15 protein-coding genes are annotated in these 15,904 nt (G+C 71.4%); 11 read left to right on the top strand and 4 right to left on the bottom strand.

All coding sequences use genetic code 11. The features are described 5' to 3' along the window. Positions 1-22 precede the first annotated feature (22 nt). Positions 23-1,183, bottom strand: a complete 1,161-nt coding sequence (locus B5P21_RS06470) for a phosphoribosylaminoimidazolecarboxamide formyltransferase (RefSeq protein ID WP_045528573.1) — start codon at positions 1,181-1,183, stop codon at positions 23-25. Positions 1,184-1,358: 175 nt separating this feature from the next. Between B5P21_RS06470 and B5P21_RS06465 the strand changes: the two genes are divergently transcribed. The 6 genes from B5P21_RS06465 to B5P21_RS06445 all read left to right on the top strand — a co-directional run bounded on the left by B5P21_RS06465 (position 1,359) and on the right by B5P21_RS06445 (position 4,531). Continuing rightward, positions 1,359-1,670, top strand: coding sequence for a hypothetical protein (locus B5P21_RS06465; RefSeq protein WP_094170942.1), 312 nt, complete (start codon positions 1,359-1,361; stop codon positions 1,668-1,670). 1 nt (position 1,671) lies between these two features. Next, positions 1,672-1,827, top strand: coding sequence for a hypothetical protein (locus tag B5P21_RS16810; protein ID WP_165770606.1), 156 nt, complete (start codon positions 1,672-1,674; stop codon positions 1,825-1,827). 102 nt (positions 1,828-1,929) lie between these two features. Further along, positions 1,930-2,214, top strand: a complete 285-nt coding sequence (locus B5P21_RS06460) for a hypothetical protein (RefSeq protein WP_015490731.1) — start codon at positions 1,930-1,932, stop codon at positions 2,212-2,214. Beyond that, positions 2,211-2,504, top strand: coding sequence for a hypothetical protein (locus tag B5P21_RS06455; RefSeq protein ID WP_045528577.1), 294 nt, complete (start codon positions 2,211-2,213; stop codon positions 2,502-2,504). Before B5P21_RS06460 ends, B5P21_RS06455 begins: the two co-directional genes overlap by 4 nt. Positions 2,505-2,550: 46 nt before the next feature. Next, positions 2,551-3,447: a glucose 1-dehydrogenase gene (locus B5P21_RS06450; protein WP_094170941.1), complete on the top strand. Its 897-nt coding sequence runs from the start codon at positions 2,551-2,553 to the stop codon at positions 3,445-3,447. Positions 3,448-3,649: 202 nt separating this feature from the next. Then, on the top strand, positions 3,650-4,531 hold the full coding sequence (locus tag B5P21_RS06445) for a Rieske (2Fe-2S) protein (protein WP_045528581.1): 882 nt from the start codon (positions 3,650-3,652) through the stop codon (positions 4,529-4,531). Between the two features lie 967 nt (positions 4,532-5,498). Here B5P21_RS06445 and B5P21_RS06440 read toward each other — a convergent pair. Genes B5P21_RS06440 through B5P21_RS06430 form a run of 3 tightly spaced genes read right to left on the bottom strand, consistent with a single transcriptional unit; the run spans position 5,499 to position 8,737 of the window. Next, complete coding sequence (locus tag B5P21_RS06440) at positions 5,499-6,713, bottom strand: MFS transporter (protein ID WP_094170940.1); 1,215 nt, start codon at positions 6,711-6,713, stop codon at positions 5,499-5,501. Between the two features lie 49 nt (positions 6,714-6,762). Then, complete coding sequence (locus B5P21_RS06435) at positions 6,763-8,217, bottom strand: SPFH domain-containing protein (protein ID WP_094170939.1); 1,455 nt, start codon at positions 8,215-8,217, stop codon at positions 6,763-6,765. A 31-nt stretch (positions 8,218-8,248) separates the two neighbouring features. After that, on the bottom strand, positions 8,249-8,737 hold the full coding sequence (locus B5P21_RS06430; RefSeq protein WP_045528587.1) for an NfeD family protein: 489 nt from the start codon (positions 8,735-8,737) through the stop codon (positions 8,249-8,251). A gap of 183 nt (positions 8,738-8,920) precedes the next feature. Here B5P21_RS06430 and B5P21_RS06425 point away from each other — a divergent pair, with 183 nt between their 5' ends. The 5 genes from B5P21_RS06425 to B5P21_RS06405 all read left to right on the top strand — a co-directional run bounded on the left by B5P21_RS06425 (position 8,921) and on the right by B5P21_RS06405 (position 15,839). Then, a complete protein-coding gene (locus tag B5P21_RS06425; protein WP_094170938.1) occupies positions 8,921-9,181 on the top strand; it encodes a zinc-ribbon domain-containing protein in 261 nt (86 codons plus the stop codon). Positions 9,182-9,300: 119 nt separating this feature from the next. Continuing rightward, positions 9,301-10,656: an ABC transporter substrate-binding protein gene (locus tag B5P21_RS06420; protein WP_045528590.1), complete on the top strand. Its 1,356-nt coding sequence runs from the start codon at positions 9,301-9,303 to the stop codon at positions 10,654-10,656. Beyond that, entirely contained in the window at positions 10,653-11,669 is a 1,017-nt protein-coding gene (locus B5P21_RS06415; RefSeq protein WP_094170937.1) for a carbohydrate ABC transporter permease, read from the top strand. Before B5P21_RS06420 ends, B5P21_RS06415 begins: the two co-directional genes overlap by 4 nt. Beyond that, positions 11,666-12,634 carry a carbohydrate ABC transporter permease gene (locus B5P21_RS06410; RefSeq protein ID WP_094170936.1) on the top strand — a complete coding sequence of 323 codons (969 nt, stop codon included), beginning with the start codon at positions 11,666-11,668 and terminating at the stop codon, positions 12,632-12,634. Before B5P21_RS06415 ends, B5P21_RS06410 begins: the two co-directional genes overlap by 4 nt. 136 nt (positions 12,635-12,770) lie before the next feature. Then, the gene (locus tag B5P21_RS06405) at positions 12,771-15,839 is read left to right on the top strand and encodes a glycoside hydrolase family 2 TIM barrel-domain containing protein (RefSeq protein ID WP_094170935.1); all 3,069 of its coding nucleotides are present in this window, start codon (positions 12,771-12,773) and stop codon (positions 15,837-15,839) included. Positions 15,840-15,904 lie beyond the last annotated feature (65 nt).

The raw sequence follows: 15,904 nt of genomic DNA, 5'->3' as shown, positions 1-15,904 counted from the left end.
GGGACCGGGGACGCGCTCGCGGTCAGTGGTGGAACAGCCGCAGACCGGTCCGCACGCGGGTGATCCCGTGCTCGGCGCAGGCGGCCGCGACCTCGTCCGCGCGCACAGATCCCCCGGGTTCGGCGATGCACCGCACGCCGTGACGCACCGCGTGGTCGACGTTGTCCCGGAACGGCAGGAAGCCGTCCGAGACGAAGCCCACCTCGTCGAGGCCGGCCATCCACGCGCGCCGGTCGTCGTCGCCGATGACGGGAGCCGGGCCGAGCAGGGAGCCCGCCAGCCGCGACGCCTCGTCGGCCGTCATGTCGCCCTCGAGGCACCGGATCCGGCAGTTGATCCGCTCCTGCCTGCTGACGCCCTCCCGGAACGCCATGTCCCGCACGACCGAGAGGCGCCGCAGCCACCAGGTGTCGGCCTTCGCCCCCGCGAGCCGGGTGCAGTCCACCCGCGACTGCTGCCCGGCGCCGATCCCCAGCGTGACGCCGTCCCGCACGTGGGCCACGGAGTTCGACTGCGTGTAGCGGAGCGCGACCATGCCGAGCAGCAGGTCGTCCGCGGCGCGATCCGGTAGGGGCCCGCCGTCCACGTCCGCGAGCAGCCCGCGGTCGATGACCACCCGGTCCGTCGGCTGCGTGAGACGCACCCCGAAGACCTCCCGCGACTCCTCGGGCGGCGGGACGAAGCCCTCGTCCGCGTGCAGGACGACGAACGCGCCCCTCTTCTTGCGGCGCAGGATCTCGACGGCGCCCTCCTCGAAGCCCGGCGCGATGATCCCGTCGGAGACCATGCCCGCGAGGCGCGTCGCGAGACCGCGGGAGACGTCGTGGCTGACGGCGACGAAGTCCCCGTAGGACGACCTCGGATCGGCGTCGCGCGCGCGGAGGTACGCGCTCGTCACGTCGTCGACCTCCTCGGCGGCGGCGAGCCCGGAGTCGGCGCGGACGACCGCATCCAGCGCCCCGGCGCGCGCGACACCGGCCGGGGACACGTGCGTGAACGACGCCGCGACCACCGCGCCGAGGGCGACGGCGCCCTCACGGACGAGCTGCCACGCGTTCAGCGCGTCCGGCACGTTGACGTAGGACGCGTCGCCGTTGACGACGCGGAACGGCAGCCCGCCCGGACCCGTGCCCGTCATCCGCGCCGGTGCCCGGTGGGGGGTGATCCCGTATCGCATGTCCATGTGGCCGTCGCCTCCCCTGCCCGTCGCGTCGGGCGCTCGGCGGCCGATCTGCCGGAGTGGCGGGGGCCCGTGGACGGGAGACGCCAGTCAACCGGGGAGCCGCAGGGTGCCGGCAGCCCCGTGCACATCCGCGGGAGTCCGGTCGCGACGGATCGGCGCTCGTAGGGTGGGGAGCATGAGCGACGCAGACGACCCGACCGACGGCATCCGCACCGGGCGCGGACCCGGCGATCCCGACGGGCTGGTGACGGTCGACGACGTGGTCTCCGCCGACGGCGCTCCCGCCGGCGTCGGCGACGCGGTCCGCGAGCCGGGCGGCACCGGCTACGGGCACGCGGAGGAGGACACCCTCGAGGTCGAGGACGCGGATCCCGCGAGCGCCGCCTACCCCGAGGTCCCCGACAACCGCTCCGTCACCGCGGCCGACTCGCACATGAGCGCGCCCGCCGACGACGCCGCCGGGCACGTCGACCCCGAGGGCCGCTGACATGACGGATCCGGCTGCCGCCGACGCCCCGAACGACCCGCTGGCCGAGCCCGCGCCCATCGACGCCGACTCGGTGGCCGAGCAGGCCGAGGCCGCGGAGGAGGACGCCCGCGATGGCGCCCCCGACCCGTTCGGCGAGGGGCCGGACGACCAGTGATCCGCCCCGTGACGCGCCGCCACGACGGGTCCCGGACGCCGCACATGCGCGTTGCCTGAACGCCGCCACACGCCGCGGGAGGCCGAGCGTAGCGTCGGACGCATGGACACCGACGACCCCCGCCTCGCGCCCGCCGACACCTCGGACACGCGCCAGGACAAGGACTTCATCTCGCAGAGCGAGGACGACACGCAGGTCAAGCAGAGCGAGCAGATCGTCGAGAGCGAGGGTGTCTCCGACGACGTCCCCGCCGCCGCGGACGACGTGCAGGTGCTCCCCGGATCGGGCGGCCCCGACGACGTCGGCGAGATCGACGTGGATCCCGACGAGCTCAACCTCAGCGGCGACTCGATCCCCGGCCACCCCAAGCCCGAGGCCGGTGCGTGACCGTGACCGACGCGACCGCCACCCCCGCTGACGACTCCACCGGCGACGACACCGCGCTCGACACCGAGGCCCTCGCGAACGAGACCGTCGTGAACGACGCCGTCGCCGGCGAGACCGTCCTCCCGGACACCGACGAGCCCGTCGAGGAGCCTGACGACGACGCCGTCATGGGCGCCGACGCGGAGCCCACGGCCGACGTCCTCGGCGTCGACGGCGAGGCCGAGCCCGTGCTCGCCGACAACGAGCTCGCCGGCCAGGACATCGACCTGGACGACACCCCGCCCGCCTGATCCACTCCCCCACTTCCCGCACGCACACCACAGCACCAGGAGACGCATGAGCACCGACCAGTACACGTTCCAGGACCCGACGAAGATGTACGCGGACATCCAGCCCAGCGCGCAGCAGCAGGACGGCCCCGGCCTCGACTCCGCGCTCGACGACACCGCGGACCGCGGCGAGAAGACGTACCGCGGATCCAACCGCCTCGAGGGACGCAAGGCCCTCGTCACCGGCGCCGACTCCGGCATCGGCGCGGCCGTCGCGATCGCCTACGCCCGCGAGGGCGCCGACGTCGCGCTCTCCTACCTCCCCGAGGAGGAGGAGGACGCGAAGACGGTCGTCGCCCTCATCGAGGAGGCCGGTCGCACGGCCGTCGCCATCCCCGGCGACATCGCCACGGCGGAGTTCAGCCGCGAGCTCGTCGCGAAGGCGGTCGAGGGCCTCGGCGGACTCGACATCGTCGTCAACAACGCGGGCAAGCAGCAGAACGTCGACGCGCTCGAGGACATCTCGGACGAGGAGTTCGACCTGACCTTCAAGACCAACGTCTACGCGATGTTCTGGATCACGAAGGCCGCGCTGCCGCACCTCAAGCCCGGCTCGTCCATCATCAACACGTCGTCGATCCAGGCCTACGCGCCGTCGCCGAACCTCGTGCACTACGCCACGACCAAGGCCTCGATCAACGCGTTCTCGAAGGGCCTCGCCGGCCAGCTGGCGCCGAAGGGCATCCGCGTGAACGTCGTCGCGCCCGGCCCGATCTGGACCCCGCTGCAGACCGCGGGCGGCCAGCCCGAGGACGCGCTGCCCGAGTTCGGCGAGCAGACCCCGCTCGGCCGCGCCGGCCAGCCCGCCGAGCTCGCGCCCGCCTACGTGTTCCTCGCCTCGAACGAGTCGAGCTACGTGGTCGGCGAGACGCTGAACGTCAACGGCGGGATGCCGACGCCATAGCGGACCGCGCTCCGGCGCATCGCACCACCGCACTGCCCGACGCCCGGGCCGACCACCTGGTCGGCCCGGGCGACGTCGCGCGGGCCAGGGATGCGGGCGCCCGTACCCTCATCGCGGAACGCGCGCCCTTGTCACTGCTCCCGGTCGGGCGTTGCCTGGACTCAGCGCGCCGACGGCGGCGCCGGAACCGGCAGGAGACCCCATGCGGGAGCTGAAGCTCGTCGCGGCCATCGCGAAGATCGAGGACGCCGAGGCGCTCGACCCGATCGTCGACCGGGTGAAGGCCGTCGTCACCGCGCTGCTCAAGCCGCGGGCGCTGGCCGACCTGCTGCACGGCGTGCCGTTCGGGCACCCGCTGCACCCGGTCGCCGTGCTGATCCCGACCGGCGCGTGGGTCTCCTCCGCCGTGCTGGACTTCCTGCCGGGCAACGAGAAGGCCAGCCGGGCGCTCGTGGGCGTCGGGATCCTCAGCGCGGCGCCCTCCATCGTCTCCGGCTACGCCGACTGGTCGCAGCTGCACGAGCAGCAGATGCGCGTCGGCATCGTGCACTCCGCGGCGAACGCGCTCGCGACGGGCCTGTACGGCCTGTCGTGGATCCAGCGCGCCCGCGGCAAGCACACGAGCGGCAAGGTCCTCGGGCTCGCGGGCCTCGGCCTCGTCTCGGCGGGCGGCTTCCTCGGCGGCCACCTCGCGTACCGCCAGGCGGCCGGCGCCAACCACGCCGAGGACGTGCCGCACCGCTTCCCCGTCGGCTGGCAGGAGCTCGGCCACCTCGACGAGCTGCCCGACGGCCGCCTCGCCAAGCGCGACGTGGCCGGTCTCCCGCTCCTCGTCCGCCGCGACGGCATGACGGTGGACGCGCTGAGCAACACCTGCAGCCACCTCTCCGCGCCCCTCGACGAGGGCGAGCTCGGCACGGATCCGAAGACGGGCGAGGCGTGCGTCACCTGCCCGTGGCACGACAGCGTCTTCAGCCTGAAGACCGGCGAGGTGATCCACGGCCCCGCCACCGCGCCGCAGCCCCGCTTCGAGACCCGCGTCACCGGCGGGCTCGTGGAGGTGCGGCTGCCGAACGCGGGCTAGGCCAATTTATTGCCGCCCGTGTTCTCCTGGTCCTAGCGAAGCAAACTGCTCTGAGCCCGAGTAGGCAAGCCGTCGTATCATTACGGCATGAAGCTGGCAGAAGAAGAAGCTCATCTTGCCCTAAAGTACATCTCGGCAGTTACGAAATACGGAGCTCAAATCAGCTCCACTCAGATAATCGAGTATGTACGCGCGCCATTGCGCAAGCGCCCTACGGTTTCGTCACTAAATACATTGACTTTAGGTAGGCAATTTGCCTTGCAGTTACAGCGTCAATTCGCCGACGTTCCAGTTCGTGCAGGTGAAGATATCGTGGAGTACATGTCCAGACTCGGATGGGTCGACTCACGCGAGGCAGCAGCCGTTCGACTCACGCCAACCGGAGATGCAATGCCTCGCCATCTCGATGCCCCCCCCCCCCGAGCCTCTAGCCGACTCCGACTCCGTACTGTCAGTAATTATCGATCCTGAAGACCCAGTCGCGTACGTGCGAATACTTGATTTCCTTGCCAGCCTTGGTAATGGCTTGCTAGTGGATCCTTATCTTGACGCGCGGCAACTCGGCGATCTATGTAGCTCGTCTTCAGTTCGGCGCGTATTGACATCGGATCATCAGCTGCGACAGAAGCGTGATTCTCTTGCCCGCACATTAGGCGTTTTCAACGAACCCCCACGACTGCGATACGTCAACCGCAAGGAGCTGCATGATCGGTTCTACATCACTGAAAGTGGCGATGTTCTCATATTTGGGAGCAGCCTGAATTCCATCACCAAGCGACCTGGCGTAATAACACCCATCGCGGACGAGGCCGCCAGCACGGCGATTCGCGAAAAATATGCAGAAATTTGGAAAACTGGAACCGATATCAGGCCGACTGCGACAAATGGGTCAGATGTTGATGCGCTCCCTAACAGTAATGACGGGACTCCATCTGAATGAAATGGACGCGTCACCAGCACCCCGGGACTAGAACCTACGGTCGACGTCCGCCGCCCCGCGCAGCGCCACGACCGCGAGCACCGCGCATCCCAAGAAGACGACGGCTCCCGCGACCGTCGGCAGCGCGATGCCCGAGGTCGCGAGCGCGCCGCCCAGCGCGGATCCGGCCGCGAGGCCGAGGAGGCCGACGACCCGGCCGGCCGCGCCCACGCGCCCGAGGAGATCCGCCGGGACGAGCCGCTGGCGGAGCGTGGTCGCGCAGATGCTCCAGACCACGGCGTGCAGGATGTAGAGCGCGAGCAGGATCCCGGCGACGATCGGATCCCGAGTGACGGCGAGCCCGCCGAGGCTCGCGGCGCCCAGCGCGAGGGCCGCGGTGATGGTCCGGCGGGAGCCGAGGCGGGCACGCAGCGGCGCGGCGATCGCGGATCCGGCGAGGCCGCCGAGCGCGCTGGCGGCGAGCAGCACGCCGTACCCGACGGCGTCGAGCCCCAGCCGCTCCCCCGCGAAGAGCACGAGCACCGAGAACGGGAGCATGTAGCCGACGCTGGCGAGGCCGCCGAGGAGGGCGAGGGATCCGACGACGCGGTGCCCCGCGAGCCAGCGCACGCCCTCCGCGGCCTCGCGGAAGACGGACGGCGGCGCATCCGTCGCCGGGGAGGCGAGGGGGACGTCGCGGGCGCGCCGCGGCAGCGCGAGCGCCACCGCCCCGGCCGCGACCCACAGCCCGCCGGTCGCGTAGACGGGCACCGCGGCGGCGAGCGCGAACAGGATCCCGCCGAGCGGCGGTCCCACGAACTCGTCCGCCACGAGCTGCGTGCCGGTGATGCGGGCGTTCGCCCGGTCGAGCCGGTCGCCCGGCACGATCGACGGCAGCACGGCGACCGCCGCACCGTCGGCGGCGCTCTCGAGCACGCCGACCACGGCCATGACCGCGTAGAGCACGGCCAGCGACGCCACGCCCGACTGGATCGCGACCGCGAGCCCCAGCACGGCGACGCCGCGGAGGGCGTTCGCGACGACGATCAGCGTGCGCCGGTCGAGCCGGTCGACGTACACGCCCGCGGGCAGCGCGACCAGGAGCCGCACGAGCGCGTACGTGGTCGCGAGGCCCGCGACGCCGCGCGGGTCGTCGGTGAGGCCCGCCGCGACGAGCGGCATGGTGACGAAGACGAGCCCGTCCGCGAGGTTGGAGAGCGCGTTCGCGCCCCACAGCGCCCCGAACGGGCTCGGGGATCTCACGCCGTGCTCCCCGGGGCGGCGTGCGCCCCGAGGAGCCGCGGCACCGGGATCAGATCCCGGCGCCCTCGGACGCGGCCGTCTTCGGGCCCACGTCCGCGGAGGTCGTGCCGGCGCCGACCGACGACGCGCCCGCGGCGGTCGACCCCAGGAACGAGCTCAGCGCCGTGGCGACGTCGATGCCCGTCGTGTCCTTGAGCAGCTTCGGCAGCGTCGCCATGTTCTCGGCCACCGAGCGGTTGAGCGCGTTCGCGCCGTCCGCCGAGATGATCGTCATGTTGTCGACGTTCGCCAGCGGAGCCGCCATCTCGCGCGCGATCTCCGGCATGGACGCGATGATGCGCGCCTGCAGGGCCTCGGTCGACAGCTTGTTCTGCGCCTCGGCGAGCGCGGCGGCCGCCTCGGCCTCCGCCTGGCCGCGGGCCTGGATCGCGTCGGCGTTCGCCTTCCCGAGCGCGGTGATGGACGCGGCCTCGTTCACGGCCGCGGTCTTCGCCGCCTCGGCGTTCTGCGTGCGCTGGTAGACCTCCACGTCGACCTTCGCCTTCTCGGCGTCGCGCGCGGCCTGCGCGTCCTGGACGGTCGCGTACTTGCGCGCCTCGGCGGGGAGCTCCACGTCGATGCGCAGGCGCTCCTTGGAGACCTCGGCCTGCGCGGCGACGGCGGTGCGCTCCTGGTCGGCGACCAGGCGGTCCTGCTCGGCCTTCGCCAGCTCGCCGGCCGCGTAGGCGGTCGCGTTGGCGCGGTCGGTGTCGGCCTTGATGGCCGCGCGGCGCAGGTCGAGCTCGAGCTGGCGCTCGGCGGTCTGCTGGTCGTTCTCGATCGCGGCGAGCGCGGAGATCCGCTTGTTCTCGGCCTCCGCGACCTCGGCCACCTGGCGGGCGCGCGCGGCGTTCGAGCGGGCCCGGTCGTCGAGGTAGGAGCTTCCGGGGGTCGTGATCTCGCGGACGTTGAGCGTCTCGATCTGGAGGCCCAGCTCCGCGAGGTCGTTCTTCGTCTGGTTCACGGCCTCCTGCGCCACGACGGAGAAGCTCTTCACGAGCTCGTCGACGGGACGGTCGCCGATGAGGCCGCGGATCGCGCCCTCGAGCGACTGGCGCACGATCTCCGGCAGGGCGTCCTGCTGGAGGAGGTAGCGCTGCACGGCGCGGCGCACGCCGTCCTCGGTGCCCGTCACCTTGAAGTTGACGGGCGCGACGACCGCGGTTTTGATGAAGTTGGCGTCGCGCGCCTCGGCCGTGACGCTCGTCTGGTACTGCTCCAGGGAGAGCGTGAAGCCCTCCTGGAAGATCGGCCAGATGAAGGTCCGGCCGCCGATGATGACCTTCTGCGGGCTGGAGAAGCCGGCGCCGCCCTCGCTCTTCTCGGCGTTGCGGCCGACGATGACGAGCGCCTGGTTCGGCGGGACGCGGCGGACGCGGGAGGCGATGAACGCCACCAGCGCCACGAGTATGACGATGACGACGATGACGGCGATCGCTGTGGTGCCGCCGGATATCAGGTCCACGGGATGGTTCCTCTCGTTGGGACGGGTGCTGCTAGGTGAGGGGGTCCGCGTCGGCGTCGGGCTCCACGTGCACGCGGAATCCGTCCTCCGAGACGACGCGGATGCGGGTGCCGACGGCGAGCGGCTCGGCGCTCATGGCGAGCCGCCGCTCCAGCTCGCGGATGTGCTCGAGCCGCACCTCGCCGCCCGTGGCCGAGGTGGGCGACGTGACGACGCCGACCATCCCGACGGGCGAGTACGAGCCTCCGCTCTCCTGCTTCGCGACGAAGCGGACGGTGAGCTGCACCACGACGAGGGCGACGAGCGCGAGGGCGACGGCGATCGCGATGGCCCCGCCGGATCCGATGCCGGCCTGGTCGGCGAGCACGCCGCCGACGCCGTAGATGGCGAGGGCCGCGCCGAGCGCGACGCCGGAGACGAGGCCGTCGCCGCCGCCGATGGCGTCGAGCAGGTCGCCGAGCACGATGCTGGAGAGAAGGAGCAGGAGGCCGACGGCGCCCACGACCACGAAGACGATCACGCCGCGGCTTCCGGGCAGGCCGCCGCCGGGGTGACGTGCGCGCCGACGTGGTGCGGGGTCATGCGGGGCCGATCTGCTGGATGCGTGTCCTCCGAACGTACCGGGTGATCCATCCGGCGTCGCCTCCTCGTCCGGGGGCCGCTCCACGGCCCATGCTCCGCGCGCCGCGCGTAGCCTCGGGAGGTGATCCTCCTGTTCGGCACCCGGGCCCGCGACACCCTCGTCGTCATCGTGACCTTCGCGTGCCTCCGCTGCGGCGTGACGAGCGCCCAGCGCGTGCTCCACCGCACCCTCCGCTTCACGGTCTTCTTCGTGCCGCTGGTCCCGCTGCGCTCGACCTACCGCATCGAGTGCCCGCACTGCGGACTCGAGACGCGCCTCACGAAGGATCAAGCGATGCACGCCCTCGAGTGGGCCGTGCGGAACCGGGGCGCGCGCCGCTGAGGCGCCTCCCGCCGGCCTCCCAGGAATCCCGACCACAGGTTAGGAATAGGTTTCGTCGCGCGCTTAGAGTGATCGTGGGCTCCGGCCCATCTGCCATCGACGACGACGGGAGGGATGCGATGACGCATTCGATCAGCAGGAGACAGGCACTGGGGGTGGGGGCCGCCGCCGCGGGCACGTTGGCCCTCGCGTCGTGCTCGGCGCCGGGCGGGAGGCTGGTCAACTCCGATCCGGTCATCCCAGCGGCGAAGGCCGGCGAGAAGGTCACGCTCACGTACTGGGCCTGGCTCAAGGACCTGCAGAAGGTCGCGGACGTCTGGAACGCGCAGAACCCGGACATCCAGGTCGAGGCCGTCTGGATCCCCGGCGGCAACCAGGGCGGCTACAACAAGATGTACTCGGCCATCACGGCCGGCGGCGGCCCCGACATCGGCCAGGTCGAGCTCCGGCAGCTGCCCGAGTTCCTCCTCGCCAACGGGCTCGTCGACCTCTCCCGCTACGGGGTGGAGGAGTACGAGGACAGGTACGACGAGGCGCTGTGGAAGCAGGTCAGCTTCCAGGACGGCGTGTTCGGGATCCCGCAGGACTCGGGGCCCCTCGCCTTCTACTACCAGACCGCGCTCCTCGACCAGGTGGGCGGCCAGCCGCCCGCGACCTGGGACGACTGGGCCGCGCTCAGCGCCGAGGTCCGCACGACCGGCGCCGGCAACTACCTCGACTGCTTCCCCGTCTCCGACGCGAGCGTCTTCACCTCCTACGCCACGCAGGCCGGAGCCAACTGGTTCCGCATCGACGGCGAGCGCTGGGTCGTCGACATGCTCGACGAGCGCACGATGGAGGTCGCCGCGTTCTTCGACAGGGCGATCGACGACGACGTGGTCAACACCTCCTTCACGGCGTTCTCGCCGCCCTGGTACGCGGCCGCCGCCGACGCGAAGATCTTCGGCTGCACGAGCGCGAGCTGGGGCGACGCCCTCATCCAGTCGGTCTCCGGCGCCGAGGGCAAGTGGAGGGTCGCGCCCATGCAGACGTGGTCGTTCGACGGGGCGTACGGATCCAGCTACCTCGGCGGATCCACCGCGGCCGTGCTCGCGAACAGCAAGCACCCCGCTGAGGCGCTGAAGTTCATGACGTGGATGACGACCTCGCCCGAGGGCATCGACGCGATGATCGCGAACTCGGGCATCGGCTGGTCGCCGTCGCCCGACTACATCGGGGCGCCGCGCCAGCAGCCGAGCGAGTTCTTCAGCGGGCAGAACTACAACGAGGAGGTGTTCGTCCCCGCGGCGAAGGAGCAGAACCTCGACTGGACCTGGTGCCCGCTCACGCAGTTCACGCTCAACACCCTCCAGGACGAGTTCCGCCGCAAGCTCACGAGCGGCCAGACCCTCGTCGAGTCCCTGCCCCTCGCGCAGGAGGCCGTGATCGAGGCCTTCCGCAACAAGGGGCTCTCCGTCGAGGCGGCGTCCGCATGAGCGTCGACACCCGCCCGGCCAGCGGCGAGCGCGCCGCCACGCGCCCCGTCCGCACGCCGCGCTCGGGCGTGACGAAGGGCCAGCTGAAGAAGTCGCAGACCATCGCGCCCTGGGTGCTGCTCGCGCCCTTCCTCGCGGTCTTCCTGCTGACCTTCGTGCTCCCCATCGTCTACGCGGTGTTCCAGTCGTTCACGACCGTGCGGCGCGAGGGCCTGTTCGGCGAGCAGGGGGTGACCACCGTCTTCGCCGGGTTCGAGAACTACGCGCTGGCGCTCGCCAACGACGCGTTCACGGCGTCCATCGGCCGGGTGCTGCTGTTCGGCATCGTGCAGGTGCCGGTGATGATCATCCTCTGCACGATCCTCGCGCTCCTGCTCGAGTCGGCGTCGGCGAAGTGGCCCCAGTTCTTCCGGGCGGCCTACTTCATGCCGTACGGCGTGCCGGGCGTCATCGCGACGATCCTCTGGGGCTTCCTCTACATCCCGGGGCTGTCGCCCATCATCGACATCGGCGAGATGTTCGGGGTGCAACTCGACTTCCTCGGCGCCGGCACCGTGCTCTGGTCCATCGCGAACATCGTGACCTGGACATACACGGGCTACAACATGCTCATCATCATCGCCCAGCTGAAGTCGATCCCCGGGGACGTCTACGAGGCCGCGCGCATCGACGGCGCGGGCGCGTGGCGCACGGCGCTCTCGATCCAGCTGCCGCTGATCCGGCCGGCGCTCGTGCTCGCGACCGTGTTCTCGATCATCGGGACGCTGCAGCTGTTCGCGGAGCCGCAGGTGCTCGCCGTCTCGGCGCCCGCGATCGACTCGCAGTACACGCCGAACCTGTCGGCGTACACGACGACCTTCGCGTACAACGACTACGGCGTCGCCGCGGCGCAGGCGGTCATCATCGCCCTCGCCGCGTTCGTCCTGTCGTTCGTGTTCCTGGCCTTCACCAACAGGAAGCCCAAGGAGGAGCGGGAAGCCGCTGCCCGGAAGAAGAAGAAGGCGCGCGCATGACCGCCACGGAGGCACGACCGACCACCAGCGAGAGCGCCGCCGAGAAGGCGGAGCAGAAGCGCGCCGCGCAGGCCGCCGAGGCGAAGGTGAGCCGGCCGTCGAAGGCCGGGAGCACCCCGGGTGCGGGCACGAAGCCCGCGACCCGGATCATCGTCACGGCGATCCTCACGCTCGTCGCGCTGTACTTCCTCGTCCCCGTCTACTACATCGTGGTCGCCGCCACGAAGACGACGGCCGACCTGTTCGCCACCAACGGGTTCCTGTTCGCGAACATGAACCTCTGGCAGAACCTCACGATGGTGTTCACGTACGACGACGGCATCTTCGTGCGCTGGTTCCTCAACTCGGTGCTCTACGCCGGCGTGGGCGCGCTCATCGCGACCTACTTCGCCGCCGCGGGCGGGTACGCGCTGGCGAAGTACAAGTTCAAGGGATCGAACCTCGTGTTCGGCACGATCCTCGGCGGGGTGCTCGTGCCCGGCACGGCGACCGCGCTGCCGCTGTTCCTGCTCTTCAGCACCTTGGGGATCGCGAACACGTACTGGTCGGTGCTCATCCCGTCGCTCGTGTCGCCGTTCGGCCTGTTCCTCTGCCGGATCTACGCGCAGGCGTCGGTGGAGGACGCGGTGATCGAGTCCGGCCGGATCGACGGGGCGAGCGAGCTGCGGATCTTCCACACGCTCGCGCTGCGCTCCATGACGCCCGCGCTCGTGACGGTGTTCCTCTTCCAGCTCGTCGGCATCTGGAACAACTACTTCCTGCCGCTGATCATGCTGGCCGACGACAAGCTCTACCCGATCACGCTCGGCCTCAACAACTGGCGGAGCCAGGTCGACCGGCTGCCGGAGTTCTACCAGCTGACGACGGGCGGCGTGCTCGTCTCGATCATCCCGCTCATCGCCGCGATGATCGTGCTGCAGCGGTTCTGGCGGGGCGGTCTGACCGACGGCGCCGTGAAGGGCTGACACCCCGACGCGATCGATCGCGGACGGCCGGGCGGGGCGACCTGCCCGGCCGTCGGCGCATTCGGCGCGTCGCCCCCGGACCCACGATGATGGATGCGCGGCACGTCGCCGCACCCGCCCACGCGCAAGGAAGCCCATGACGCACGCCCTCCCCTACTTCGAGGACTTCGCCCCCACGACGGGCGCGGCCCGCCGCCCCCGGTCCTGCCTCCACTCGGATGCGCCCCGCATCGTGCTGAACGGCGACTGGCGGTTCCGCCTCTCCCCCACCCCCCGCGGCCTCTCCGACGAGATGGCCGACCCCGCGTTCGACGACTCCGGCTGGGACGAGATCCCCGTGCCGAGCCACTGGGTGCTCGGCCAGGACGGCCGCTTCGGCCTCCCCGCCTACACGAACGTGCAGTACCCGTTCCCCGTCGAGCCGCCCTTCGTGCCGGACGAGAACCCCACGGGCGACTACCGCGTCGAGATCGACGTGCCGACGGACTGGCAGTCGCTCGAGCGCGTCGTGCTCCGCTTCGAGGGCGTCGAGTCGGCGTTCAAGGTCTGGCTGAACGGCGACGAGGTCGGCACCGCGATGGGATCCCGCCTCTCGCACGAGTTCGACGTCACCGCATCGCTGCGCCCCGGATCCAACGTGCTCGCCGTGCGCGTGCACCAGTGGTCGATCGCCAGCTACCTCGAGGACCAGGACCAGTGGTGGATGCCCGGCATCTTCCGCGACGTCACCCTCCTCGGGCGTCCCGAGGGCGGCATCGACGACGCGTGGACCCGCGCCGAGTACGACCACGAGACGGGCGCCGGCACGGTGCACGTCGAGGTCGACGCCGAGCCGACCGCGTTCCCCGTCACGTTCGAGGTCGATGGCCTCGGCATCCACGTCACGTGGGACACGCCCGCCGACATCGCGCCCGTGCACGTCGACCGCGTCGAGCCGTGGAGCGCCGAGAGCCCCACGCAGTACCAGGGCTTCCTCCGCACCAACGTCGAGGCGCTCTCCACCCGCCTCGGCTTCCGCACCGTGCGCATCGAGGGCGACCGCTTCCTCGTCAACGGCCGCCGCGTGGTCTTCCACGGCGTCAACCGGCACGAGGCCCACCCGGAGCGCGGCCGCGTCTTCGACGAGGAGCACGCACGCGCCGACATGCTGCTGATGAAGCAGCACAACGTCAACGCGATCCGCACCAGCCACTACCCGCCGCACCCCCGCGTGCTCGACCTCGCCGACGAGCTCGGCTTCTGGGTCATCGACGAGTGCGACCTCGAGACGCACGGCTTCGAGTTCGGCGGCTGGGTCGGCAACCCCAGCGACGACCCGCGCTTCGCCGACGCCTACCTCGACCGCATCGAGCGCACGATCGAGCGCGACAAGAACCACCCCTCCATCGTCATGTGGTCGCTCGGCAACGAGTCCGGCACCGGACGCAACCTCGCCGCGATGTCGGCGTGGGTCCACCGCCGCGACCCGGGCCGGCCCGTGCACTACGAGGGCGACTACACGGGCGAGTACACGGACGTCTACTCGCGCATGTACTCGAACCTGCAGGAGACGGAGTCCATCGGCAGCGACGGGATCCCGGGCGACCTGCTCGGCTGCACGCCCGGCGAGGGCATGCGCCAGCGCACCAAGCCCTTCATCCTGTGCGAGTACGTGCACGCCATGGGCAACGGCCCCGGCCAGATCGGCGAGTACGAGGACCTCGTGCTCCGCTACCCGCGCCTGCACGGCGGCTTCGTCTGGGAGTGGCGCGACCACGGCATCCTCACGGAGACCGCGGACGGCGAGGCGTTCTACGCCTACGGCGGCGACTTCGGCGAGGTCGTCCACGACGGCAACTTCGTGATGGACGGCATGGTCCTGCCCGACGACACCCCCACGCCCGGCCTCGCCGAGTACAAGGCCGTCGTGCAGCCCGTCGCGTTCGGGCTCGAGCGCGACGGCGGATCCGCGACCCTCGTGGTCGAGAACCGCTACCACTCCATCTCCACCGCGCACGCGAGCCTCGTCTGGGTTCTCGCGGTCGACGGCGACGACATGGCCACCGGCGTCCTCGACGCCGCGGCCGTGGCGGCCGGCGACACCGCGCGGATCCCGCTGCCCGCCGACGCGCTCGACGCGGGCGAGCTGGCCGCCGACGGCGCCGAGGGCTCTGCGCCCGAGGTGTGGCTGACCGTGCAGGCGATCCTCCGCGACGACGCGCCGTGGGCCGAGGCCGGCCACGTCGTCGCGGTCGAGCAGTTCGACCTCACGCCCGCGCCGCGCCCGGCCGTGCCCGCGCGCTGGGTCGACGCCGACGAGGAGACGTACCCCGCATCCGGCGCCACGCGCCTCACCCTCGGCGACGGCGAGTTCGACCTCGCCACGGGGCGCCTCGGGCGCCTCGGCTCGCTCGAGGTCGACGGCCCGCGCCTGGAGCTGTGGCGCGCGCCCACCGACAACGACCGCAGCGACAGCAGCGGCTCCTACGAGCTGGCGGATCCGCGCCTCACGTTCGGCACGGGCGTGCCCGGCCCGTCGAGCGAGGCGCGCTGGCGCCAGGCGGGCCTCGACCGGCTGACCCACCGGGTCCGCTCGGTGAAGGTCGGCTCCGGCTCGCTGACGGTCGTCGTGCGCACCAGCGCGGCGCAGTCCTTCGACTCGGTCGACACGACGTACTGCTGGACCGAGGGCGCCGACGGCGACCTGGGCCTCCGCGTCGACATCGTGCCGAGCGCCGGCTGGGCCATCACCTGGCCGCGCGTCGGGATCCGCATCGACCTGCCCGCGAGCGTCACCAACGCGGAGTGGTACGGCACCGGCCCGTTCGAGTCGTACCCGGACTCGCGGCGCGCGGCGCTCGTCGGCCGGTTCTCGTCGCTCGTCGACGACCTCGGCGCCGTGTACTCGATGCCGCAGGAGACGGGCCACCGCAGCGACCTGCGGGAGCTCGAGCTCGGCACGTTCGACGGCGAGGGCGGCATCGTGATCCAGGCCCGGCCCGACACCGCGGGCCGCCGCCCCGGCTTCACGGCCTCCCGGCACACGCCGCAGGAGCTCGACCGCGCCGCCCACCCGCACGAGCTGCCCGCGAGCGAGGCGGTGCACCTCTACATCGACGCCGCGCAGCACGGGCTCGGATCGCGCGCGTGCGGACTCGACGTTCTGCCCGAGCACCAGCTGTGGCCGTCGGCGCGCACGCTGGAGCTCACCATCCGCAGCCGCTGACGCGGAACGGGACCGGGCCGCCCATCCGGGCGGCCCGGCGCGCGACCTTCCCCCCGGAGGGCGAG

The sequence above is a fragment of the Clavibacter michiganensis subsp. insidiosus genome (assembly GCF_002240565.1).
GTDB lineage: Bacteria > Actinomycetota > Actinomycetes > Actinomycetales > Microbacteriaceae > Clavibacter > Clavibacter insidiosus.
This window is presented reverse-complemented; position numbering and strand designations above follow the sequence as displayed.

Coding starts and splice junctions, on each gene's coding strand:
- B5P21_RS06450 (WP_094170941.1), top strand. CDS start 2,551: ATGAGCACCGACCAGTACACGTTCCAGGACCCGACGAAGATGTACGCG.
- B5P21_RS06445 (WP_045528581.1), top strand. CDS start 3,650: ATGCGGGAGCTGAAGCTCGTCGCGGCCATCGCGAAGATCGAGGACGCC.
- B5P21_RS16810 (WP_165770606.1), top strand. CDS start 1,672: ATGACGGATCCGGCTGCCGCCGACGCCCCGAACGACCCGCTGGCCGAG.
- B5P21_RS06420 (WP_045528590.1), top strand. CDS start 9,301: ATGACGCATTCGATCAGCAGGAGACAGGCACTGGGGGTGGGGGCCGCC.
- B5P21_RS06460 (WP_015490731.1), top strand. CDS start 1,930: ATGGACACCGACGACCCCCGCCTCGCGCCCGCCGACACCTCGGACACG.
- B5P21_RS06405 (WP_094170935.1), top strand. CDS start 12,771: ATGACGCACGCCCTCCCCTACTTCGAGGACTTCGCCCCCACGACGGGC.
- B5P21_RS06470 (WP_045528573.1), bottom strand. CDS start 1,183: ATGGACATGCGATACGGGATCACCCCCCACCGGGCACCGGCGCGGATG.
- B5P21_RS06410 (WP_094170936.1), top strand. CDS start 11,666: ATGACCGCCACGGAGGCACGACCGACCACCAGCGAGAGCGCCGCCGAG.
- B5P21_RS06415 (WP_094170937.1), top strand. CDS start 10,653: ATGAGCGTCGACACCCGCCCGGCCAGCGGCGAGCGCGCCGCCACGCGC.
- B5P21_RS06465 (WP_094170942.1), top strand. CDS start 1,359: ATGAGCGACGCAGACGACCCGACCGACGGCATCCGCACCGGGCGCGGA.